The sequence below is a fragment of the Bacillus sp. KH172YL63 genome, from assembly GCF_011398925.1.
GTDB lineage: Bacteria > Bacillota > Bacilli > Bacillales > Bacillaceae_B > Rossellomorea.
Map to the genome: position 1 here is coordinate 3,707,828 of NZ_AP022842.1, position 22,983 is coordinate 3,730,810.

Consider the following 22,983-nt stretch of genomic DNA (forward strand, 5'->3'; position numbering starts at 1 on the left):
TATGCTCAAGGGAGGTAACTCTCCACGATGTCCACGTATTTGGTCAACGTGCTCTGTGAAACTTCGAAGCGGTCACAAAGCTGTTTCTTCGTCACCTTTTCATTCCGCAGACGTTTCCAAACATATTCGGTTGCCGCTGCGAATGCTTTTGTATTCTTGAAAGCTTCCCGTTCTTTCATCCCCCGGTACGCAATCGTGAACCATGTAAGGAATAATCCCGATTCCACACTGGAGACAGGCTTATGTTTGCTGTAGAGATGAAGCGCGACCTGATGCATATTGTGGATTTCATTATTTTCCTGAGTATCGCCGTTTTGATTCAGCACCTCTGCCAGATACAGTTTCTCCACAACCGAAAGGTCCCCGACATCACAGAAATCTGCATGTGTAAGAATCGCCCTTTGCTGATTGGAAACAGACGTCAGGAACAAACCGAATAGCTTTTCTTCAGTATAGTCACTTTGCAGCTTTTTCAGAATCGACGTAACGTGATTCTCGAATCCTTCCGCCTTCTTCTTATCGTTCCAAGGCTCAAGCCCTTCTTTTTCCGGATTGATTTCCAATACTTTCTTCCACGCACTGCGGGCCGTGTCGGCATGCCCTGTGTCATGTGCGGAATAAGACAGCCAGTAATAGAAGCTTCCATCCCCTTCAAAACCGACCTTCTGCAGAAACTTCAGCCATTCATAAGCCTTCTCAGAATGTCCGATCAGCGCAAACGTGGCGCCGAGCTTGTAGCGGTGCTCATGAAGCAGCGGACGCACCTTCTCGAGACCCTGCACGAGCTGGGCGAGCTCATCTTTCTGGTCCTGATAGAAATAAAAGACAGCCGTATTGCACAGGGCATGAAGATTACCCGGATTCTTCCCCAGCACCTCTTCAAGCGTAGCGGACGCTTTCTTCACTTCTCCTAAATAGAAGTATGCAAGGGCAAGATTATTGTACGCAGACCAAAATTCAGGATAATCCTTAATCACCTGCTGTAATGCTTCCACGGCTTTCTGGAAATGCCCTGATTCAAGAAGATCCCTTGCTTTTTCCTGCTGGACGATGAGGTCATCATGCTCATATAAATCGTCCAGGATCAGATCGGAATCAAGTTCCAGAAGTTCCAGCAAATCTTCTGCATCCTCGACGAATTCACCATACTCTTCTTTATCCAAATAAGCAGAAACCTGCTCGTAGGCCTCTTTAAACAATCCCAAATGGGCATAGTTATTGGCTAAAAAGTAATGACACTCGGACATATGGGGATCCAGTTCATCCAATATATTATGCAGGAGATCGTTTGAGCGCTTGTATTCCCCAAGCTCTGTATATACGATCGACAATTGACAGGCAATCATCGGTTCCACCGGTTCTAATTGAAATGCACGATTTAAATATTTTAAAGATTTCTTAAGCTCCCGACGTTGATAGGCTTTCATCCCTTTGTTGTAGTAATACTCACCAGTCGGGACAAAAGACAATACCTTCGCTTGCTCACTACCTAAATTTGACCCTTTTCTCATCAAAGTCCTCCGAAACGTTCATAGTATAACTACAGTAGTATATCATACAATACCCCTGCACTAAACTACCATATTTTGAGGGACGGACCTTTGCTGCCTTCAGCAAAGGTCCGTCCCTCAAGGTGTTATTTATTATGTCGTTCCACGAGGACATCGAGGACGTCGTCGAGTGGAAGTTTTTGTTCCCTCATAAGAACCAGTACGTGGTAGAGAAGGTCTGCGATTTCCCATTTCAGTTCTTCACTGTCCCTGTTTTTCGCCGCGATGACCACTTCTGTGGCTTCTTCGCCGACTTTTTTCAGGATTTTGTCCACCCCTTTTTCAAAGAGATAGGTAGTGTAAGCTCCCTCGGGCATTTCGAGTTCACGTTCTTCAATCAGTTTTTCAAGCGTCAGTAAGATGTTTGCTGACGATGATCCCACTGTGCCGTATACGCCTTCGTGGAAACAGCTTTCTTCCCCGGTATGACATGCCGGACCCTTTTTATCCACCATCACAAGGAGAGCGTCTTTATCGCAATCCCACGTGATGCTTTTCACCGTTTGGGTATTTCCGCTTGTTTCCCCTTTATGCCAGAGCGCTTGACGGGAACGGGAGTAGAACCAGGTTTCCCCTGACTCCACCGTTTTCTTCAATGATTCTTCGTTCATATAAGCGAGTGTCAATACTTCTTTCGTGGCTGCGTCTTGGACGATGGCAGGCACCAGGCCTTTTTCATCGTATGTAACTGAAGCCATCCAATCGTTTGTCATCGTACGTGCACCTCCTGCTCTCGTAAATAGCTCTTCACTTCTTCTACGCTTGTTTCTTTATAGTGGAAAATGGAAGCTGCCAGGGCCGCATCAGCCTTGCCTTCCGTAAACACCTCTTTAAAGTGCTCTGCATTGCCGGCACCGCCTGAAGCGATCACCGGGATCGAGACTGCTTCACTTACAGCTTTCGTAAGAGCAAGATTGAAACCTTTCTTCTCCCCGTCGCTGTCCATGCTCGTGAGCAGGATTTCACCTGCACCGAGCGCCTCTACTTCCTGTGCCCATTTGACGGCATCCAAATCTTTCAGCTTTCTGCCACCGTGGGTGTATACCTTCCAGGATTCGCTTCCTTCATCGTACTTCGCATCAATCGCGACGACGATGCACTGGGAACCGAAATATTCCGCCCCTTCACGTACCAGTTCCGGGCGCAGGACGGCTGCCGTATTCAGGGAAACCTTATCTGCTCCTGCACGGAGTATTGCTTTCATATCTTCCACCGCGTTGATGCCCCCGCCTACCGTGAACGGGATCGCAAGCTCTGCCGCTACATGCCTGACGACTTCGACCATCGTTTTCCGGCCTTCATGTGAAGCGGAAATATCAAGGAAAACCAGTTCATCGGCACCCTGCTCGTCATACACCTTCGCAAGCTCGACCGGATCACCGGCATCGCGTAGTTCCAAGAACTGGATCCCCTTCACCACACGGCCGTCCTTTACATCCAAACAAGGGACAATCCGTTTCGTTAACATGATTTCACCTCATTTACTGCCTCACTCACCGTGAACTTGCCTGTATAAAGTGATTTCCCGCAAATTGCGCCGGTCACCCCTTTGTTTTCATATTGCTTGAGCGTTCTCAAGTCTTCAAGTGAACTGATGCCTCCGGAAGCGATCACGCTTTTCCCTGTTTGTTCAGCCATCTCAACGACCGCCTCAACATTCGGTCCGCTCAGCATGCCGTCTGTCGCAATGTCGGTAAAGATGAATGTTTCCGCACCAGCTTCTGCAAGCTCTTTCCCAAGGTCGACTGCTTTCAGCGCTGACGTTTCTAGCCAGCCGTGGGTTGCCACATATCCGTCCTTCGCATCAAGGCCGATGGCGATCCGGTCGCCAAACTCGGCAAGCCATTCCTTGACGAGCGCTGTATCTGACACGGCAATGCTTCCGATGATTACCCGGTCGATACCACGGTTAAGGTAGTGCTCGATATCTTCCCTGGACCGGATACCTCCCCCGATCTGGACTTTCGCATCGAGCTTTTCTGCCACGGCGATGACGAATTCATCATTGATCCGTGAGCCTTCCTTCGCCCCGTCAAGGTCGACCATGTGGATCCATTCGGCCCCCTCGTCAACGAATTTCTTCGCCATATCAAACGGGGAATCCCCGTATACCGTTTCTTGATTATAATCCCCCTGCACCAGACGTACGCATTTACCACCGCGCATATCGATGGCTGGATAGATTGTAAAACTCATGAAACCACCTCCGATTCCTTCACCCGTTTTGTAAAATTCTCAAGCAGCTGCATGCCAAGTTCACCGCTTTTTTCCGGGTGAAACTGCATGCCATATATATTTTCACGGCTAACGACGGCAGGAATCTCAACACCTGCATAATCTGCACTGGCGGCAATCACGTCTTTTGAACCTTCGTGCACATAATAAGAATGAACGAAGTACACATACCCTTCTGTCAGACCGTCAAGCAGCGGCGATTGCTTCTGATAGCGAATCAGGTTCCAGCCCATATGAGGAACCTTGTATGCCAAACCATTGCTGTCTTCCTTAGGGATGTGGATCACTTCACCAGGGAGAAGCCCCAATCCTTTCGTCTCACCGTTTTCCTTACTTTCGTCAAACAGAAGCTGCATCCCTAGACAGATACCCAACAGGGGTTTGCCGCTGTCTGCAAATGTAAGGATGGTATCTTTCAGGTGGGTCGCTTCAAGCAGGCTCATGGCATCCTTGAATGCGCCGACACCCGGCAGAATAAGACCGTCTGCGTTCAACAGCTCTTCTTGTACATCACTGATAAAATAAGGGACGTTCAGCCGTTCAAGTGCTTTGCTGACGCTGAACAGATTCCCCATTCCATAATCTACGATGCCGATCATGAATTATAACATCCCTTTCGTCGACGGGATCCCTTTGACACGGGGATCGATCGTCGTTGCTTCATCAAGGGCGCGTCCCAGCGCCTTGAAGATCGCTTCGATGATGTGGTGGGTGTTGTGACCATAGTGGACGATGACGTGTAAATTCATTCGGGCTTCCAGGGCGAACTTCCAAAGGAACTCATGGACATTTTCAGTATCGAATGTCCCGACCTTCTGACTCGGAAGCTCTGCACGGAACTCAAGGTGCGGACGATTGCTGAGGTCAACCACGACCTGGGCAAGTGCTTCATCCATCGGAACCATCGCTGATCCGTAACGCTTGATGCCTTTTTTATCCCCCAGTGACTTCAACAATGCCTGACCGAGGCAGATTCCGATATCCTCCGTTGTATGGTGGTCATCGACCTCGACATCCCCGTCCGCCTCGATCGTACAATCAAACTGTCCGTGTTTCGTGAACAAATCCAGCATATGACTCATAAACGGGACACCCGTCTCAATCTTCGAGTTCCCCTCTCCATCAATTCCAAAATTCAAACGGATATCCGTCTCATTCGTCTTGCGCACAACCTCTGCACTTCTCACCATGATGTCCTCCTTTTTTGGAGGGACGGACCTCCAGATGGAGGTCCGTCCCTCTTTCTTACTTCTCTTTATCGAATCGGATCTCTACCGCACGGGCATGGGCTTCCAGCCCTTCCAGACGGGCAAGCTTCGCGATTTTTTGATAGTTTTTCTCCAGTGCTGTTTCACTGTAGGATATCACACTGGTCTTCTTCATGAACTCGTCCACGTTCAACGGACTCGAGAACCGTGCCGTACCGTTTGTCGGCAGGACATGATTCGGTCCTGCAAAATAATCGCCGACAGGCTCTGAGCTGAATCGGCCGAGGAAGATCGCACCTGCGTGACGGACCTTCGCCATCGTTTCAAGGGGTTTTTCCGTCAGGATCTCGAGGTGCTCCGCTGCAAGCTGATTCACAACATCGATCGCTTCTTCCATATCCTTCGTTACATAAATCGCACCGTAATCCGAAATGGACTGACGGGCAATCTCTTCTCTCGGAAGGGAAGAAAGCTGCCTTTCGACCTGTTCAGATACTTCTTCAGCGAGACGCTCAGAATTGGTCACGAGTACTGCAGAAGCAAATACATCGTGCTCAGCCTGGGAAAGAAGATCGGCGGCAATTTCATCTGCCCGCTGATGCTCATCTGCAAGAATGACAATTTCACTCGGCCCTGCGATCATATCAATGTCCACATCCCCGAACACTTCACGTTTGGCTAGAGCGACAAAGATGTTGCCGGGTCCGGTGATCTTATCGACCGGACTGATCGTTTCGGTTCCGTAAGCAAGTGCCGCAACTGCCTGGGCACCGCCCACTTTGAAAATGTTCTCCACTCCTGCAAGTTTGGCGGCAACGAGCACGCCTGCCGACAGCTTCCCGTCCTTACCTGGAGGAGAAACCATCGTGATCTGTTTCACTCCGGCCACTTTGGCAGGCAGTACATTCATCAAGACGGATGAAGGGTAGGCGGCCGTTCCGCCTGGGACATAGACCCCGACAGAATCGAGCGGTGTCAGTCGCTGACCGATCATCGTTCCGTCTTCATTCGTTGTAAACCAAGAATTCCTCTTCTGCTTTTCGTGGAACTCCCTGATGTTCTCACCTGCTTCTTCAATGATCGAAATCATTTCCTGATCCAAAGAAGCAAAGGCTTCATCGATTTCAGCCTGGGACACTCTGATGCTGTCTAACTGTACACCATCAAACTTCTCCGTATATTCGCGGACCGCTTCGTCACCTTTCTCCTGAACAGAAGCAATGATCTCCTGGACCGCTTTCCGCTGCTCTTCCGTACCACCATCAACCGAGCGCTTAATCGACGCCCCGCTTATATCCTTAATCAACTTCATTCCATTCACCAACCTTCAGTGGAGGGACGGACCTCCATTTTCACGCTTCATCCGACCCTTTCACTCTATTTAAGCTTGCTGTAACGCGATTACCGGACCTCTCTAGGGAGGTCCGTCCCTCACAATGCCATCACCCGATGATGCGTGTCAGGCGGGCGACGAGGTCTTCGATTTTGTCGTCTTTCATGCGGTAGCTGACCGGGTTGACGATGAGGCGGGAGGTGATGTCTACGATCGTTTCGTATTCTACCAGTCCGTTTTCCTTCAGCGTTCTTCCCGTAGAGACGATGTCGACGATGCGGTCGGCGAGTCCGATCAGCGGGGCAAGTTCGATGGAACCATTCAGCTTGATGATTTCAACCTGCTCCCCCTGTTCCCTGAAGTAAGATGACGCGACATTCGGATATTTGGTCGCGATTTTCGGGGCCACATCATTCATTTTCGTATCCGGCAGTCCTGCCACAGCCAAGTAGCATCCGCTGATTTTCAAGTCGAGGAGCTCATATACGTCACGCTCTTCTTCAAGCATGACATCCTTCCCGGCAATCCCGAGGTCAGCGACGCCGTGCTCCACATACGTCGGAACATCCATCGGCTTTGCGAGGATGAAACGCAGATTCTCCTGGGGGACCTCGATGATGAGCTTCCGTGAGTCATCAAACTCCGGCGGCAGATCATAGTCTGCCTTTCTCAGCAGTTCAACCGCTTCTTCGAAGATCCTTCCTTTCGGCATGGCAATTGTTAATGCGCTCATGACGTTTCACCACCCTTTCGATCCTGTCCTACGACGAAATGCACATTGCTGAAGCCTTTTGTGAACTCGTCCACGTCTCCTACGCCCTTCCAGTTCTGAAGCACAACCTCGACGCCTTCACTTCTCAGCTCATGGGCAAGCCCGATCGCTTCTTTTCTCCGCTCATCACTGAACAGCACACATTGTTGAAGACTTGAGGATAACTCGACCTGCATCGCTTCAAGAACGTAATCAAGGCGCAAGCCAAATCCTGTTGCACCGGAATTCTTCCCGAATTTCTCAAGGAGCTTGTTATAGCGTCCTCCATTACCGATCGCAAAGCCGACGTTCTCCCCGTACACTTCAAAAAGGATACCTGAGTAATAACTCATGTGGCTCACCAGGCTCAAATCGAACTTCACATATTGTGCCACATCATAATCGTTCAGGATGTTCCACAACTCATTCAGCTGACCCAACGCCTGCAGACCCTGATCCCCTTCCAGCAGGGAGTGGGCTTCTTCAAGGACCTGCTCTGATCCACGCAATTGGAGGAACCTGAACAGTCGCTGTTTATCAATGGACGACAGCGCCAGTTCATTGACATGCTGGCGGAAGCCGACATAATTTTTCTCATATAAGTATCTTCTCAACGTATCGGCACGTTCTTCCGTTCCGACAATTTGCGTGAACAGTTCCTGAACGAATCCGATATGTCCGATGGAAATCTTGAAATTTTGTAAACCTGCCTCTTTCAGGACAGAGACCATGAGGGCAATCACTTCAGCATCGGCACTGACAGAGTCGTCACCAATGCACTCGATGCCCACCTGTTCGAATTCAGCCGGACGACCGCCTTCACGCTGCTGTGCACGGAACACGGAGTTCGAGTAAGCAAGCCTGAGCGGCGCTTCATCCTTCAATAACTTCGATGCGGCGATCCGGGCAATCGGCGCCGTCATATCCGGCCTTAATACAAGCGTATGGCCCTGCTGGTCAAGGAGCTTGAACAGCTGCTGATCAAGAATGGCCGAAGCTTCCCCGACGGTTTCATAATATTCCAGGCTCGGGGTTTCGATAAATCTATAGCCCCACAGCTTCATCGCCTGCTCCATCTTTTTCTTCGTCTGATCTTTGATTTCATATAAGTCAGGAAATGTGTCTCTCATTCCCAATGGTTTCTCAAACATAAATAAGTTAGTCATAACAACCACCTTTGGTGTAGGTTCTATCCAATTATTTTCCCCGTTTCAGGGAATGCTAGTAATCGTGGATTATTCAGAAATCCTTTAGTTCACTAATGTGCTAATAAAATAAAGTTATTTGTAGTGTAGCGTTTCTTTTATTATCCGTCAACCGTTTGGGCGGGTTTTTTAAATGCTGATTTACGCTCCAGGTGCCCGCTTTCCGCGGGGCGTGGGGCGGAAACCTGGAGCGTAAGTCACCATGGGGATTTCTTTCGATAAATTTGTATACCCCCTCTGTTTTATTACCGTTTTTTTTTACATACAACCACCACTCCCCCAAAAAAGACAAAACAAAAAGGCAAAGACAGTATCCATCTTTACCTTTTCCCTTCGTCTTCAGTTTTCAATCCATATATCGGATCTTCCCGCCATCTGTCGGCCATTTCTTGTTTCGTGTAGATGATTCTCATCGGGTTTCCCCCTACGAAGGCCCCTTCAGGAACATCCTTATGTACGAGGGTCCCGGCCGATACGATGGCGCCGTCGCCGATTTTCACGCCGGGCAATATCGTAGTGTTTGCGCCAATCATGACTTCCGATCCGATTTCTACATCACCCAGCCTGTATTCCCTGATCAGGTATTCGTGAGCGAGGATCGTCGTGTTGTAGCCGATCACCGTATTCCGTCCAACGGATATTTTTTCAGGGAACATCACATCGAGCATGACCATCAGGGCGAACGATGTCTGTTCGCCGATGTCCATGCGGAGGAATGTTTTATACAGCCAATTCTTCATTCCCAAAAAGGGTGTGTAGCGGGCGAGCTGGATGACGATGAAATTTTTGACCACCTTTGTGAAAGGAACGGTATTATACACATGCCAAAGGGAGTTCGCACCTTCTACACGGTAACGGTCCGTTCTCCTCATGAACCGGGCGCTCCGACGATCTTCAGTAAATCTCTCATATTGTCGAGCATAAAGTCCGGTTCGTAGTGGGCGAGGTGCTCTCTTCCCTTTGCACTCCATGCGACACCTGCAGACAGGACGCCTGCATTTTTGCCGGCTAAAATATCATGATGGTTGTCGCCGATCATGATCGCTTCATCTGCAGAAGCGCCCAATGCCATTAATGCCTTCTCGATCGGTTCTGGATGGGGCTTGGCGTTTTCCACTTCATCGAGGGTGATGATGACGTCAAAGAACTGGCGTAAATTCATCAAGTCCAGCCCTTTCAATACAACGTCACGAACCTTTGTCGACACGATCGCCAATTTGTATCCGCTCTGGTAAAGGGTCTGGACTGTTTCATATACCCCTTCGAATTCGGTGACGAGGGCATCATGATGCTCATGATTGTACGCACGGTAATGGGCACACATTTCTTCCATCCGTTCTGGATTCAATCCACCGAACGACTCTTCTAAAGGAGGACCCATAAAAGGATGCACATCCTTTTCCTCGTATTGCCCCGGATAGTAATGATTCAACGTATGCATAAAGGATGAAATGATGAGATCGTTCGTGTTGATCAATGTTCCATCCAGATCAAATAATATTGTTGTAATCCTGCTCATAATGCAGCTCCTTTTTTCTCTTGGCTTCGACCTTGTTCCAACCGTACGCCACCGCTAGCGTCAGCAGGATGGCTGTGACCAGTCTGATCACAAGTAATGGAAGGACAGGGATGCCGAGTGGTATAAAGATTAATGTATCCTCGACGACCGCATGGCATGCGACCAAAAAGATGAAGGCGATCGTGACATCCTTCTTGCTCACGCCGTCTTCTTTAACGGCCTGGATCATCACGCCCGCTCCGTATGCAAGTCCGATGACAAGACCTGCCACCATCGTTGCTGAAGTATTTTCGTTCATACCAAGTGCCCTCGTCGCAGGAGCCATCCAGCGTGAGAACGCGTCCATCCATTTCAAATCCTTCATCACCTGAATGATCATCATAAGCGGGATGACGATCAGCGCAAGCTGCAGCACCCCGTAACCTGCCTTTTCAAGTCCAAGCATGATGATTTCTCCCCACCCGCCGGGCTCTGCCTGCTGAGGGGGCATCATGCCATAAACGGCCGTTTCCGATCCGCCGCTCCAGACCAGGTTGATGACAACCGCAGCGACCAGGGCGAGTCCGATCCTTACGGCTACAATCAGCCAGATCTTCACTCCCACCTTGGAAGCAACCGTTGATTCGATGAACAGATTGTGGGAAAAGGAAAGCATCACCGCAATGATGAACACTTCCTTCACGGTCAGATCAAGTGACAAAATGCCTCCGATCCCCGCATACAGATTGAGAAAATTCCCAAGAACAAGGGGAATCGCCGCATCACCGGACAGACCGAGAAGCTTCATAAAGGGTGAAATCCTCTCCATGATCCACGGGAGGACCGGCGTGTATTGCAGTAAATAAACGATCAGCGTGATCGGAAAGATGACCTTGCCCAGTGACCAGGTCGTCCGCAAACCTACGATGCCGCCATTCTTAAAAGATGACCACATACTCCCACTCCCCTTTATCAGGCGTTTACGCTCTCTGTCTTCTCATCGTATGCCTTGTTCGCAAGACCTGCTTTCCTTCTATAGATGAACATCCCGATGGCAGCAATGATGAGGACAATGGAAATGACCTGTGCAAACCGAAGTGATCCGAGCATCAGACTGTCTGTTCTGAGACCTTCCACGAAAAATCGTCCGATAGAGTACCAGATGACATATATAAGGAATAATTCCCCACGGCGAAGCCAGTTAGCTTTCCTTCTCAACACAAGGAGGAGAATCAGGCCGGCAAAGCTCCAAAGTGATTCATACAGGAATGTAGGGTGATAATACGCACCACTGATATACATTTGATTGATGATGAAATCAGGGAGCATCAGACTTTCAAGAAAAGAACGGGACACTTCGCCGCCATGGGCTTCCTGATTGATGAAATTGCCCCAGCGGCCGATTGCCTGCCCTAAAATAATGCTTGGTGCAGCAATATCAGTCAGCTTCCAGAACGACAGCCCCTTAATCTTGGCAAACACGATCGTCGTCAACACCGACCCGATCAATGCACCGTGGATGGCAATCCCTCCCTCCCACACTTGGATGATATCCCCTGGATGATCCGCATAATAATTGTCCCATTCAAAGATGACATAATAGGCCCTGGCCGAGATGATGGCGATCGGGATTGCCCACACGAGTAAATCAATGAATGTGTCAGGATGAAGACCTAACCGTTTGCTTTCACGAATGACCAAATAGAGTCCGAGTGCGATGCCAAGTCCGATAATGACACCGTACCAGTGTACCGGAATCGGTCCGAGTGTAATCGCAACCGGATTGATCGGCGTAATATTCTCGTTCATGTTGTCTCTCCTTTTTCACGTATAGGATATGTAAAACTTAAATATCTTCGTTTTCACCGTCTTCGATCACATCGGATAAACGGTTCGTAAACTGCTCCGCTGCATTCACGCCCATCCGCTTCAGGCGGAAGTTCATGGCAGCGACTTCAATGATGACCGCCAAGTTTCGTCCAGGACGGACAGGCACGGTCAGCTTCGTAATATCGGTATCAATGATCCGCATTTTCTCTTCCTCAAGTCCGAGGCGGTCATACTGTTTCGTTTTATCCCACAGCTCAAGATTGATACAGAGGGTGATCCGTTTATAGCTCCGGACTGCTCCCGCCCCGAATAAAGTCATCACGTTGATGATGCCGAGCCCCCGGATTTCAAGGAGATGTTCGATCAATTCAGGAGAGCTCCCGATCAGCGTATCCGTATCTTCCTGCCGGATTTCCACGCAGTCATCGGCAACAAGGCGGTGTCCTCTTTTCACAAGCTCAAGGGCCGTCTCACTTTTACCAACGCCGCTTTTACCGGTGATCAGCACCCCAACCCCATATATATCAACAAGTACACCGTGGATCGCCGTTGTCGGTGCAAGCTTGCTTTCAAGATAATTCGTCAGTCTCGAAGAAAAGCGTGTCGTTTTCATAGAGGAGCGCATGACAGGTACATCAAAGCGGTTCGCCGCCTCTACAAGCTGCGGCGGAATCTCAAGATCCCTGGAGATGATGATGCCGGGTGTGATATCGGTACAAAGCGCTTCCATTCTGCGCTTGCGTTCAGCTTCATCCAATAATTCAAGGAATGACAGCTCGGTTTTCCCCAATAATTGAATCCGCTCTGCCGGATAATAGTTGAAATAACCGGCCATCTCAAGTCCCGGCCGGGAAATGTCACTCGTTGTTATCGGCCTATGTAAACCTTCTTCTCCGCCGACCAGCTCAAGATTGAACTTTTCGACGATGTCTTTCGTGCGAACTTTTGCCAAAAATAGCTCCTCCTTCATGTTACACTCGCTTCATATTTATTATGTTTCTTACTCTAACCTATTTTAGCAATTATAGAAAAAAGCGCAAGGAAGCTTACTTCGAAGAAAAAAGGGGATAAATGAAAAAAAGCGCAGATCTGCGCTCCTTAAAATGCTTCGATGATTTTCATGATCTCCCGGTGGGTCGATATGCTGTCTATGACGTTGAAGTCATGCTCGAGACTGTGATTGGTCCCTTCCATCACATGAAGCTGCAGGCGGGGATTGCGTTTCAACTCATCTAAACGTCCTTCATCATAGTGACGGTCCTCGCTTCCAAAGATGCAAAGCCCTTCATTGTGACTATCTCTCATCGCCTGGAACAGAAAATCCTCTTTTATTAAAGGAGTCAGCCAGACGAGCCTCGCATCCTTCAACTCATCCCGCACAAAGTCTGCGCACAGCGCGATCGTCCCGAACGACTTGGCGATCAAATAAACCTGGGGATAGCTCTTGTCATCTAATACATGATTGATCACCTTTTGAACGTCTGCCTTCAGCACTTCATCCAATTCTTCCACGGTCAGATCCTCATAGCCCTTATTCCCATAGTGGTAATTGACCTGCAACACATCAAACCCTCTATTTAAATAAATGCCCGTCGCATAATGCAGCAATGGCGCCTGGACCGAATAGCCGGATCCCGGCAGCAGGATGGCGATCCCTTCAGCCTTTTCTTTCATGGATAACAATGCGTACGGTACATCCAAACCACGGAAACCTTTCATCACACCAGCGGTCTTTTTCATCTGCTTCTCCTCCTGTTTCCAAGTATTTCTATCTACAGAGAGGAAACTCCTTTTTTCACCACAAAAAAACCTGACTATACCAAAGTCAGGTTTTCCGTCACTTATCTCTCATCGGGTCAAGCACCGCTTTTTGGATGACGAGGTTCGCCAGTGACAGGATGATTGAAGCCAAAAATGCCATGCCGAATCCTGATAACTCGAAGCTGCTCCCCATCAATCCGTCGGTCAAAAGGAGCGTGATTGCATTGATCACAAACAGGAACAAGCCGAGGGATAAGATCGTCACCGGCAGGGTCAGGATGATCAGTATCGGTTTGACCAGCACATTCAGGATGGCGAGGATGAAACTCGCCCCGATGGCCGCACCGATCCCTGATACCGCGAACCCCTCGAAAAATCCAGCTAATGCAATGAAGATGACTGCATTAATTAAAATTCCAATAATCCATCTCATTATCTGATGGTTTCCTCCTCATGTGGCAGCACGAAGGCGAGTAAACCGTATACGACGACCAGAGGGAAAAATCCCGTCGGAATGAGCAGGATGATGAAAATCACCCTGAGGATTGTCGCATCCATCCCCACATATCGGGACAGTCCTCCAATCACCCCAGCCAGTTTTCTGTCGGACCTTGATCGTGCCAATTGTTTTTTCATGGTTATTCCTTCTTTCTCATCTTATGCGTTGTCCTTATTAACATTCTTCTGTTCATACTTTTTTATGAGGACAGATCCTGCTTTTGTTTCCGCGAATAGATGCAGCTTATCCGTTGCGTCTGTTTTACGGCTGAAACGGATCGATTTTTGTACCACTTCATTTTTTTCTTCCAATACATCAATACCCTCAAGCTCGAGCTTAAAACCGCCGAAGTTTGATTTTGCTTCACCGGATATATTGACTTTCTCCGGTACGAACAGATCGATGTTGCCCGTCACTGTTTTCGCATGAAGGGTGTCTGCCTTCTCACCGGTCAGGGAGCATACGACGTTTCCGTTCAACGATTGCACATCAGAATAAGAGATGTCCCCTTCAACGTGCACTTTACCGTTAATAGATTCCGCTTCCACATGATCAGCTTTGGCATTCAGGATGGAAATCGCCCCGTTCGACGTCTCCACTTCCGCTTTCTTCGCCGTCAAGTGATCGATCATGATCTTCCCGTTCGCGGCCTTCGCACGTAAATCCTCTACATCCAGATGCTCCGCTTTCAATCCGCCGTTGAACAAACGGACAGAAATCCGCTTATATTGATGCTTCGGTATAAACAGCTTCGAATCTACCTTCATCCATTTCAGTTGGGTTGCATAATACAGCGTTTCCCCATCGACTGTGAATGAAGTATTCTCCAGGAACTGCTTTCTTGCTTCTTCAAGGTCCTCGGTACGATACACCTTCGCCTCACACTCCACACGGACTTCCTCACCGTCCCAAGGAATGAGTTCAACCTTGCCGTTAGCCACATCCACATCGATTTTCACAAATTCCGTGTTCGGTTGCTGATAGACATGTGACAGCTCGACCGATTGATTCCACTGGAAATCAAAATCGAAATTCTTGATTTTGGTGAACGCCGTGTTCATGAAATCAATAAGCTTATCCTTTGGCTTTGAGTCCGCTGAATGGTCTCTTCCGCTCTTTTTGCCATCCTGGAAGATCGACACAAATTCATCTAAGAAATCCTTTTCTTTTTCCTTTGATGAATCAGGTTTCTTCTCAAGTGCCTCCAACAATGCCAGAGCTTCCTGTGCCGAAATCGTTCCATTTTCCAACATATCCAAAATGCGTTTACGTTCTTCATTCATACTTCTTCATCCCCTCTATTGGTTATAAAAGTACTTTGATGCCCTTATACACATTCCAAATGACTACAGCCACACTGACCAATATCACTAATCCGATGATCAAAATGGTGAATACCGGCAATCCTCCGCCGGCGAAAAAGCCTAAATCCATCACCAGTCCGGTGAAGATGAACGGCACCGCAATGACCGGTATCAAGTGGGATAGAAATGCCGCTTTCGCATCCTTTTTCACGCCAGGATCGTCGGATACAAAATAGACGATCAGGGGGAAAAGGAAGCCGGCAAAGAAGATACTAAAATAGCAAAGAGCTGATAATACTTTGTTGGTTTCCACCTACATCATCTCCTCTACTACTATTTACGATACGTGGCGGAAAAGGTTTCAATGCATTTCTTATGATCTTATTTTCACATATGGTGCCGGTTTCTCCCTCCATCCCGGGGCTGATATTCAGTAGGTACGGAGAGGTGTTTTCATAATGGATAGAGGGAGATGGGGGACCTCGCCCTATTAATAAAGGGAGATGCTCATGCACCTCCCTCCCCATCAATTGGTCACTTCTTCTTTTTCACGTATCTTCTGCTTCATGCGTTCACGGTCTCGCTCGAGTACTGGTTTCAGATACTTGCCTGTATAAGAGCCTTTTGCTTCGGCCACTTTTTCAGGTGTACCGCTTGCGACGATCATGCCGCCTTTGTCTCCGCCTTCAGGACCAAGGTCCACAAGGTAGTCGGCCGCTTTGATGACATCAAGATTATGCTCGATGACAAGGACCGTATCCCCGTTATCAACCAATCGCTGAAGGACGACGAGCAGGCGGGCAATGTCATCCACGTGAAGACCTGTCGTAGGTTCGTCAAGGATATAAAGAGATCGGCCTGTCGAACGGCGATGCAGTTCGGACGCCAGCTTCACACGCTGTGCTTCTCCACCTGATAACGTAGTGGCAGGCTGCCCCAAAGTGATATAGCCCAATCCGACATCATAGATCGTCTGCAGCTTGCGCTTGATCTTCGGGATATTTTCAAAGAACTTCACCGCATCCTCCACAGTCATTTCAAGGACATCGGAAATGTTCTTATCTTTATATTTCACTTCAAGCGTTTCACGGTTGTAACGTTTTCCGTGACATACTTCACAAGGAACGTAAACATCAGGCAGGAAGTGCATCTCGATCTTGATGATCCCGTCCCCGCGGCATGCTTCACAGCGTCCGCCTTTTACGTTAAAGCTGAAGCGGCCCTTTTTGTATCCCCGGACTTTCGCTTCATTCGTTGTGGCAAACACATCACGAATGTCATCGAAGACCCCTGTATATGTGGCAGGGTTCGACCTCGGAGTACGTCCGATCGGTGACTGATCGATGTCGATGACTTTATCAAGGTTTTCGATTCCCTTCACTTCTTTATGCTCACCTGGTTTGGCTTTTGCATGATGAAGCTTCTGGGCGAGTGATTTGTGAAGGATTTCATTGATCAGCGTGCTTTTTCCTGAGCCGGAAACACCTGTGACCGCCGTAAAGACGCCTAATGGCAGCTTCACTTTGACGTTGTTCAGATTGTTCTCCTTCGCACCGACGATTTCAAGATAGCGTCCATCAGGCTTCCTTCTTTCCTGAGGCAGGGGGATGAATTTCTTTCCGGATAAATATTGACCTGTCAATGAATTCGGATCGTCCATCACTTCCTGGGGAGTTCCCGCTGAGACGACCTCTCCTCCGTGGACTCCGGCCCCCGGACCAATATCAATAAGGTAATCGGCTGCCATCATCGTATCTTCATCATGTTCCACGACGATCAGCGTATTCCCGATTTCCCGCATATTTTTCAACGTATCGATCAGGCGGTCATTATCCCGCTGATGCAAGCCGATCGACGGTTCATCAAGGATATACAGGACGCCGGTCAGGCGGGAACCGATTTGTGTGGCCAAGCGGATCCGCTGCGCCTCTCCCCCTGACAGCGTCCCTGCCGCCCGGCTCAATGTCAGGTATTCCAACCCTACATTCACAAGGAAGCCAAGTCGTTCACGGATCTCCCTTAAGATGAGATTGGCGATTTTCATATCTTTTTCAGACAGTTCGAGCTTGTGGAAGAACTGCTCTGCTTCCTCGATGGAAAATGCCGTTACTTCCCCGATATGAAGGGAATCCACTTTTACTGCAAGACTCTCCTGCTTCAAACGGTGGCCTTTACAGGTCGGACAGTGCTGCTGAGCCATATACTTTTCCATCTGTTCCCGGATGTAGTCTGAGCTCGTTTCTCTGTAGCGGCGCTCGACATTCGGGATGACACCTTCGAAACGGAGATAGTTTTCACGGACCTGTCCGAAATCATTTTCGTAGCGGAAATAAATCTCATCCTTGCCTGATCCGTAAAGGATTTTGTCCATTTGTGTTTTCGGGATGTCCTTCACCGGGATATCCATCGGAATTTCATAATGGTCACAGACCGCCTTCAATAAAGACGGATAGTACTGGGAACTGGTCGGCTCCCACGGAGCAACCGCATGTTCATCAAGGGTGCGGTCCCAATCCGGGATGATGAGCTCCTTATCGACCTCGAGCTTCGTACCCAGACCGTCACAACTTTCACATGCTCCGTATGGGCTGTTGAAAGAGAACATTCTCGGTTCCAGTTCAGTGATCGAAAATCCACAGTACGGACATGCGTGATGTTCACTGAACAATAACTCCTCTTCACCGATGACATCGATGATGACCTGGCCGTCCGCAAGCCGCAGGGCCGTTTCAAGCGAATCGGACAGACGGGCTGCGACCCCATCTTTTACGACAATTCGGTCGATGATCACTTCGATGGAGTGTTTCTTATTTTTCTCAAGGGAGATGTCTTCCCCGAGATCCTGGACTTCCCCGTTGATCCGGACACGGACAAACCCCTGCTTCTTGATGTCTTCCAATGTTTTCACATGGGTCCCTTTACGTCCGGATACGACCGGTGCAAGCACTTGAAGCTTGGTCCTTTCCGGATATTCAAGGATCCGGTCGACCATCTGTTCAATCGTTTGGGAAGAGATTTCGATGCCGTGATTCGGGCAGATCGGCTTCCCGACCCTCGCGAATAACAGTCTGAGATAATCATAAATTTCGGTCACCGTCCCCACTGTCGAGCGGGGATTTCGGCTCGTCGTTTTCTGGTCGATGGAGATCGCCGGGGACAATCCTTCGATTGCATCCACATCAGGTTTGTCCATCTGCCCAAGAAATTGACGTGCGTAGGCAGAAAGCGACTCTACATATCTCCTTTGCCCTTCTGCATAAATGGTATCAAAGGCCAGGGAAGATTTCCCCGAGCCTGAAAGCCCGGTTAAAACAACGAGTTGATCACGGGGGATTTCAATATCTATATTCTTTAAATTATGAGCCCTCGCTCCTTGTACGATGATTTTGTCTAGCGCCATAATGCGTTCATCCTTCCGCTTTCAGCTCAAGAATGGTATCACGAAGCTGTGCTGCACGCTCAAAGTCCAATGCCTTGGCGGCTTCCTTCATTTCCACTTCTAAGCTGGCAATAAGTTTTTGTCTCTCCGGTTTAGACATTTTCGAGGGTTTCGTACGCTCTCCTTCATACACCTCTTCATCTTCTGCGGTACGGGTCGCCCTGATGACGTCCCGGATGTCTTTTTGGATGGTCATCGGTGTCACACCGTGCTTTTCATTATATTCTTCCTGAATCGTCCGGCGTCGCGCCGTTTCATCCAGGGCTTTCTGCATGGAGTCTGTGATTTTATCCGCATACATGATGACCCGGCCGTTGCTGTTACGGGCAGCACGCCCGATCGTCTGGATGAGTGACCGCTCGGAACGAAGGAAGCCTTCTTTATCGGCATCCAATATCGTGACGAGGGAAACCTCAGGGATATCCAAGCCTTCCCGAAGCAGGTTGATCCCGACGAGCACGTCATATTTACCAAGGCGGAGATCCCTGATGATCTCGATTCGTTCCAGCGTCTTGATTTCAGAATGAAGGTACTGGACCTTGATGCCCATTTCTTTTAAGTAGGCTGTAAGATCCTCTGACATTTTCTTTGTCAGGGTGGTCACGAGGACACGTTCGTTCTTCTCTATTCGCTCGTTGATTTCACCCAGCAGATCATCAATCTGCCCTTCGATTGGACGGACCTCGATGATCGGGTCGAGCAGTCCTGTCGGGCGGATGATCTGCTCGACCATCTCAGGGCTGTGTTCGATTTCATATGGGCCCGGTGTCGCAGAAACATAGAGAAGCTGGTTTGTTTTCCCTTCGAATTCTTCAAAGCGCAGCGGACGATTGTCCATCGCCGACGGCAGACGGAAGCCATGGTCCACGAGCACTTTTTTTCTGGCCTGGTCACCGTTGAACATTCCCCGGATTTGAGGAAGGGTCACGTGGGACTCATCAATGACGATCAGGAAGTCTTCTGGAAAATAGTCGATTAGGGTGTATGGCGTCGAACCTGACGGCCTGAGCGTAAGATGCCGGGAATAGTTCTCGATTCCGGAACAGAAGCCCATCTCCCTCATCATCTCCAGGTCATAGCGGGTCCTTTGTTCCAGGCGCTGCGCCTCCAGAAGCTTATTCTCCTCTTTCATGATGGCGAGCTGCTCTTCAAGCTCCTGCTCAATATTCTTGATGGCAACTTGCATCTTCTCCTGCCGGGTGACGAAGTGGGAAGCCGGGAATAGTCTAAAATGATCCCGGTCTCCTATGATTTCACCTGTCAGGGCATCCACTTCACGGATCCGGTCGATTTCGTCACCGAAAAATTCTACACGCATACAGTGTTCATCGCGGGAAGCCGGGAAAATCTCAACGACGTCTCCCCTTACCCGGAAAGTCCCCCGCTGAAAGTCGATGTCATTCCGTTCATACTGGATATCCACAAGTTTCCGGAGCAGCTGGTTTCGTTCGATTTCCATGCCGACACGCAGGGACAGAACGAGCTCTTTATATTCTTCCGGATTACCCAAACCGTAAATACAGGAGACGCTGGCGATGATGATGACATCTTTCCGCTCGAATAAGGCAGATGTGGCAGAGTGCCTCAGTTTATCGATTTCATCATTGATGCTTGCATCCTTCTCAATGAAGGTATCCGTTTGCGGGACATATGCCTCAGGTTGATAGTAATCATAGTAACTGACAAAATATTCAACGGAATTCTCAGGAAAAAACTCTTTGAATTCACTATAGAGCTGTCCTGCCAATGTTTTATTGTGTGCAATGATGAGGGTGGGCTTTTCCACCTGCTGGATCACGTTGGACACAGTGAATGTCTTTCCTGTCCCCGTCGCCCCAAGCAGGGTCTGGTGACGCTTCCCCTCATTGATGCCTTCCACTAATTTCTCAATCGCCCGGGGCTGATCCCCTTCAGGCTTATACTTAGACTTGAGCTCGAATTGATCTTTCACCGCGAAACCTCCTATATTAAAGGACTGCTACCTTGTATTTACCTACTTTTACCCTGTTTAAACACTGTCCATTCATCTATACACATTCTACCACATTCCTCTTGATCTTAACCATTAATAAGCGAACAAAAGTTCGTTTTTATTTTGTTCAATCTGTTTTTCTGTGGATAAGTTCCAAATAATCCAAGTGGTTGCAGCTCCAGACAGCAATTCGACAAAATCTGAGGATGTCTATGCACAATCTGTGTATAACTATGTGTATAAGTGTATTACGCTTGTGGAAAATCTCTTTATTTACTCACAATTCGTCATTTTTTTTGTGAACAATGTCGATGTTTACGGTTTCAAGCTGTGAATAACTCTATTTATTTTCGTTTATTCACACAATTCCATTTTTTATCCACAATAAAAGAAGCTTGAATGCGAATGATTCAATTAGGCGCATAAATACCGTTTGCTTATCCATTTTTCTATTGGTAATTTTAATATTACTAGCTGTTCAAGGGGATATCCTCTCAAAGAAAAGAAAGCACCAAATAAAACAAGGCTGCCCTTAAATAGTAAGGGCAGCCTTGTTACATGATTCTATTCATTTCGCACTTTTCTTCGCTTTCTTCATCATCCGGTCACTATACCAAAATCCGGCGGTCAATGAAGCCGCGTCTATGACAATCAGTACCCAGGAGTCTGTATACCCCTTCGACACAGAAGCCGCAATGAGGGCAACGGTCAAGATCAAACCGACATAATGGTTGTACGTCACCCGGGCGAACAAAACGACAAGTAATCCTGGCAGAAATATGCCTAATATTATTTTGGACACGGTCAACTCTCCTTGAAAGATAAGGGAATAACACATATTCTACCGAAGATTCCCCTATCTGGAAAGGGAATTCTATTGATCCCCTTCTCGTATCAGCTTTTTGGTTCTCTCCTTCAATTCACTGTGAGGGATGAATTTTTCCGAAAGCATGTCGGGAAGGATGTATTCCAGGAAGTATTGAACGCACGCCATATCTTTATACTTTACGATTGTGGACAATGCTTCTTGGTAGATTTCGATAAAGAGAGGTTCAGGATTCCCTTTTTGGATTTCCCCAAACGATTCGTAAAGAAGATCAATTTTATCTGCGACCGCTAAGATCCTTCCTTCGATCGTCTCGTCCTTTCCTTCTTTAAACCGTTCCCTGTACACTTCCTGAAACTGTGGAGGGAACTCAGTTGTAATGAATTTATTCACCATCTGCTCCTCCACCTGGTTGAACAGTTCCCGGAGCTTTCCAGAGGCATATTTCACAGGCGTCTTGATATCTCCTGTAAATAACTCTGCATAGTCATGGTTCAACGCTTTTTCGTACAGCGATTTCCAATCCAATTCCTTTCCTTCCTGTTCCTCAACTGTCGCAAGAAATTGGGCGATTTTCGTCACTTTGAATGAGTGGCTGGCCACATTGTGTTCGTGGTACTTGAACCTTCCTGGACAGCGGGTGAGGGTTTCGAGATCTGATAAGCTTTTGAAATAATGGTGGATGCCCATAATATTCTCCTCTCCTTGTAATTCTTTATAAAAATAGTACCAAGTAGAAAAAATAAGGGCAAAGATTATTCATTCATCTCTTTTCGAACTCTCCTATTTCTCCTATCAATATGTTATTTAGTGCATGGTGATAACGTGTGGGAATCTGATGGGAGGCACCTTGAATGGTATAGATTTTTTTCGGGTGGCAATCATCGAATAAAGATGCGTGAGAATTGATCCAATCCGAATACTCCCCATATATTAAGAGAAGTGGGACAGAGAGGCTTTCCACCTGCTGTATGCCATCATAATGGAGCGATTCCATGTAATAATGATGCCAAATATAAGGGTTCGCCTTATACATATGTTTCCGTAGCGTTTCCCGGTCGGACCGGTCCCTGAAATGGGCCCTCGAGATGATGTCAGCCAGTCGGGATGGATGATGACGGGTCATTCTCATCCCAATATGATGCATCCATTTAAGCTTCGGGTTCGTCACTTTAGGATAACCACCGATTAGAATTAAGAAGGAAACCCGCTCTTCAAAGGAGCGGGAGAAGGCTTGTCCAATGACTCCCCCTGCAGAGTATCCAATCACTACACAACGGGAAATGTCCAAATGATCAAGGACAGCGCTGATATCAGCGATAAACTCGTCAATGCCGCAATGCTGTTTCAACGTGAATGAGTCCCCGTGCCCTGTTAAATCGGGGATGATGAGGCGAAAATGGCTGGAAAGGCTATGCTGCTTAATGAAAGTCATCCTCCCCATGCCCGGGGGATGGATGAAAAGGAGCGGGGTCCCTTTTCCTATATCTTCATAATATAAGTCCCTGTCGTGTAAATGTATGCACGGCATACGACCAATCCTCCCTCAACCTATTTATACACATTGTTCTC

Annotated in this window: 24 protein-coding genes; all 24 read right to left on the bottom strand. The window is 48.3% G+C overall.

All coding sequences use genetic code 11. The annotated features are described in order from the left end of the window. Positions 1 to 5 precede the first annotated feature (5 nt). A complete protein-coding gene (locus KH172YL63_RS18985; protein WP_173107561.1) occupies positions 6 to 1,511 on the bottom strand; it encodes a tetratricopeptide repeat protein in 1,506 nt (501 codons plus the stop codon). A 125-nt stretch (positions 1,512 to 1,636) separates the two neighbouring features. After that, entirely contained in the window at positions 1,637 to 2,263 is a 627-nt protein-coding gene (gene hisIE / locus KH172YL63_RS18990; protein ID WP_173107562.1) for a bifunctional phosphoribosyl-AMP cyclohydrolase/phosphoribosyl-ATP diphosphatase HisIE, read from the bottom strand. Next, positions 2,260 to 3,018, bottom strand: coding sequence for an imidazole glycerol phosphate synthase subunit HisF (hisF, locus tag KH172YL63_RS18995; RefSeq protein ID WP_173107563.1), 759 nt, complete (start codon positions 3,016 to 3,018; stop codon positions 2,260 to 2,262). Before hisF ends, hisIE begins: the two co-directional genes overlap by 4 nt. Beyond that, the gene (gene hisA, locus KH172YL63_RS19000; protein ID WP_173107564.1) at positions 3,012 to 3,746 is read right to left on the bottom strand and encodes a 1-(5-phosphoribosyl)-5-[(5-phosphoribosylamino)methylideneamino]imidazole-4-carboxamide isomerase; all 735 of its coding nucleotides are present in this window, start codon (positions 3,744 to 3,746) and stop codon (positions 3,012 to 3,014) included. The genes hisF and hisA overlap by 7 nt, the downstream gene beginning before the upstream one ends. Further along, positions 3,743 to 4,384, bottom strand: coding sequence for an imidazole glycerol phosphate synthase subunit HisH (gene hisH / locus KH172YL63_RS19005; RefSeq protein ID WP_173107565.1), 642 nt, complete (start codon positions 4,382 to 4,384; stop codon positions 3,743 to 3,745). Before hisH ends, hisA begins: the two co-directional genes overlap by 4 nt. 3 nt (positions 4,385 to 4,387) lie before the next feature. Beyond that, on the bottom strand, positions 4,388 to 4,972 hold the full coding sequence (gene hisB, locus KH172YL63_RS19010; protein WP_173108294.1) for an imidazoleglycerol-phosphate dehydratase HisB: 585 nt from the start codon (positions 4,970 to 4,972) through the stop codon (positions 4,388 to 4,390). Between the two features lie 58 nt (positions 4,973 to 5,030). Continuing rightward, positions 5,031 to 6,305 carry a histidinol dehydrogenase gene (gene hisD, locus KH172YL63_RS19015; protein ID WP_173107566.1) on the bottom strand — a complete coding sequence of 425 codons (1,275 nt, stop codon included), beginning with the start codon at positions 6,303 to 6,305 and terminating at the stop codon, positions 5,031 to 5,033. Between the two features lie 130 nt (positions 6,306 to 6,435). Continuing rightward, a complete protein-coding gene (hisG, locus tag KH172YL63_RS19020) occupies positions 6,436 to 7,059 on the bottom strand; it encodes an ATP phosphoribosyltransferase (RefSeq protein ID WP_173107567.1) in 624 nt (207 codons plus the stop codon). Further along, positions 7,056 to 8,243, bottom strand: a complete 1,188-nt coding sequence (locus tag KH172YL63_RS19025; RefSeq protein ID WP_173107568.1) for an ATP phosphoribosyltransferase regulatory subunit — start codon at positions 8,241 to 8,243, stop codon at positions 7,056 to 7,058. The genes hisG and KH172YL63_RS19025 overlap by 4 nt, the downstream gene beginning before the upstream one ends. A gap of 359 nt (positions 8,244 to 8,602) precedes the next feature. Continuing rightward, positions 8,603 to 9,154: an acyltransferase gene (locus tag KH172YL63_RS19030; RefSeq protein WP_173107569.1), complete on the bottom strand. Its 552-nt coding sequence runs from the start codon at positions 9,152 to 9,154 to the stop codon at positions 8,603 to 8,605. Continuing rightward, a complete protein-coding gene (ppaX, locus tag KH172YL63_RS19035; protein WP_173107570.1) occupies positions 9,151 to 9,801 on the bottom strand; it encodes a pyrophosphatase PpaX in 651 nt (216 codons plus the stop codon). The genes KH172YL63_RS19030 and ppaX overlap by 4 nt, the downstream gene beginning before the upstream one ends. Continuing rightward, positions 9,773 to 10,735 (bottom strand): nucleoside recognition domain-containing protein, encoded by a 963-nt coding sequence (locus tag KH172YL63_RS19040; protein ID WP_173107571.1) that lies wholly within the window; start codon positions 10,733 to 10,735, stop codon positions 9,773 to 9,775. The genes ppaX and KH172YL63_RS19040 overlap by 29 nt, the downstream gene beginning before the upstream one ends. A gap of 17 nt (positions 10,736 to 10,752) precedes the next feature. Beyond that, a complete protein-coding gene (gene lgt / locus KH172YL63_RS19045; protein WP_173107572.1) occupies positions 10,753 to 11,589 on the bottom strand; it encodes a prolipoprotein diacylglyceryl transferase in 837 nt (278 codons plus the stop codon). 37 nt (positions 11,590 to 11,626) lie between these two features. Continuing rightward, complete coding sequence (hprK, locus tag KH172YL63_RS19050) at positions 11,627 to 12,562, bottom strand: HPr(Ser) kinase/phosphatase (RefSeq protein WP_173107573.1); 936 nt, start codon at positions 12,560 to 12,562, stop codon at positions 11,627 to 11,629. Positions 12,563 to 12,708: 146 nt separating this feature from the next. After that, positions 12,709 to 13,350, bottom strand: coding sequence for an alpha/beta fold hydrolase (locus KH172YL63_RS19055; protein ID WP_173107574.1), 642 nt, complete (start codon positions 13,348 to 13,350; stop codon positions 12,709 to 12,711). A 97-nt stretch (positions 13,351 to 13,447) separates the two neighbouring features. Then, on the bottom strand, positions 13,448 to 13,804 hold the full coding sequence (locus tag KH172YL63_RS19060) for a phage holin family protein (RefSeq protein WP_173107575.1): 357 nt from the start codon (positions 13,802 to 13,804) through the stop codon (positions 13,448 to 13,450). Further along, complete coding sequence (locus tag KH172YL63_RS19065; protein WP_173107576.1) at positions 13,804 to 14,007, bottom strand: PspC domain-containing protein; 204 nt, start codon at positions 14,005 to 14,007, stop codon at positions 13,804 to 13,806. The genes KH172YL63_RS19060 and KH172YL63_RS19065 overlap by 1 nt, the downstream gene beginning before the upstream one ends. 21 nt (positions 14,008 to 14,028) lie before the next feature. Next, entirely contained in the window at positions 14,029 to 15,153 is a 1,125-nt protein-coding gene (locus KH172YL63_RS19070) for a DUF4097 family beta strand repeat-containing protein (RefSeq protein ID WP_173107577.1), read from the bottom strand. A gap of 22 nt (positions 15,154 to 15,175) precedes the next feature. Continuing rightward, positions 15,176 to 15,487, bottom strand: a complete 312-nt coding sequence (locus tag KH172YL63_RS19075) for a magnetosome magnetite crystal formation protein family (protein ID WP_173107578.1) — start codon at positions 15,485 to 15,487, stop codon at positions 15,176 to 15,178. 213 nt (positions 15,488 to 15,700) lie between these two features. Continuing rightward, positions 15,701 to 18,574, bottom strand: coding sequence for an excinuclease ABC subunit UvrA (gene uvrA / locus KH172YL63_RS19080; protein WP_173107579.1), 2,874 nt, complete (start codon positions 18,572 to 18,574; stop codon positions 15,701 to 15,703). A gap of 7 nt (positions 18,575 to 18,581) precedes the next feature. Beyond that, entirely contained in the window at positions 18,582 to 20,564 is a 1,983-nt protein-coding gene (uvrB, locus tag KH172YL63_RS19085) for an excinuclease ABC subunit UvrB (RefSeq protein ID WP_173107580.1), read from the bottom strand. Positions 20,565 to 21,153: 589 nt separating this feature from the next. Next, positions 21,154 to 21,423 (bottom strand): CsbA family protein, encoded by a 270-nt coding sequence (locus KH172YL63_RS19090; RefSeq protein ID WP_173107581.1) that lies wholly within the window; start codon positions 21,421 to 21,423, stop codon positions 21,154 to 21,156. 36 nt (positions 21,424 to 21,459) lie between these two features. Continuing rightward, positions 21,460 to 22,101, bottom strand: a complete 642-nt coding sequence (locus KH172YL63_RS19095) for an HD domain-containing protein (protein ID WP_173107582.1) — start codon at positions 22,099 to 22,101, stop codon at positions 21,460 to 21,462. A 73-nt stretch (positions 22,102 to 22,174) separates the two neighbouring features. Further along, the gene (locus tag KH172YL63_RS19100) at positions 22,175 to 22,942 is read right to left on the bottom strand and encodes an alpha/beta fold hydrolase (RefSeq protein WP_173107583.1); all 768 of its coding nucleotides are present in this window, start codon (positions 22,940 to 22,942) and stop codon (positions 22,175 to 22,177) included. Between the last annotated feature and the right edge of the window lie 41 nt (positions 22,943 to 22,983).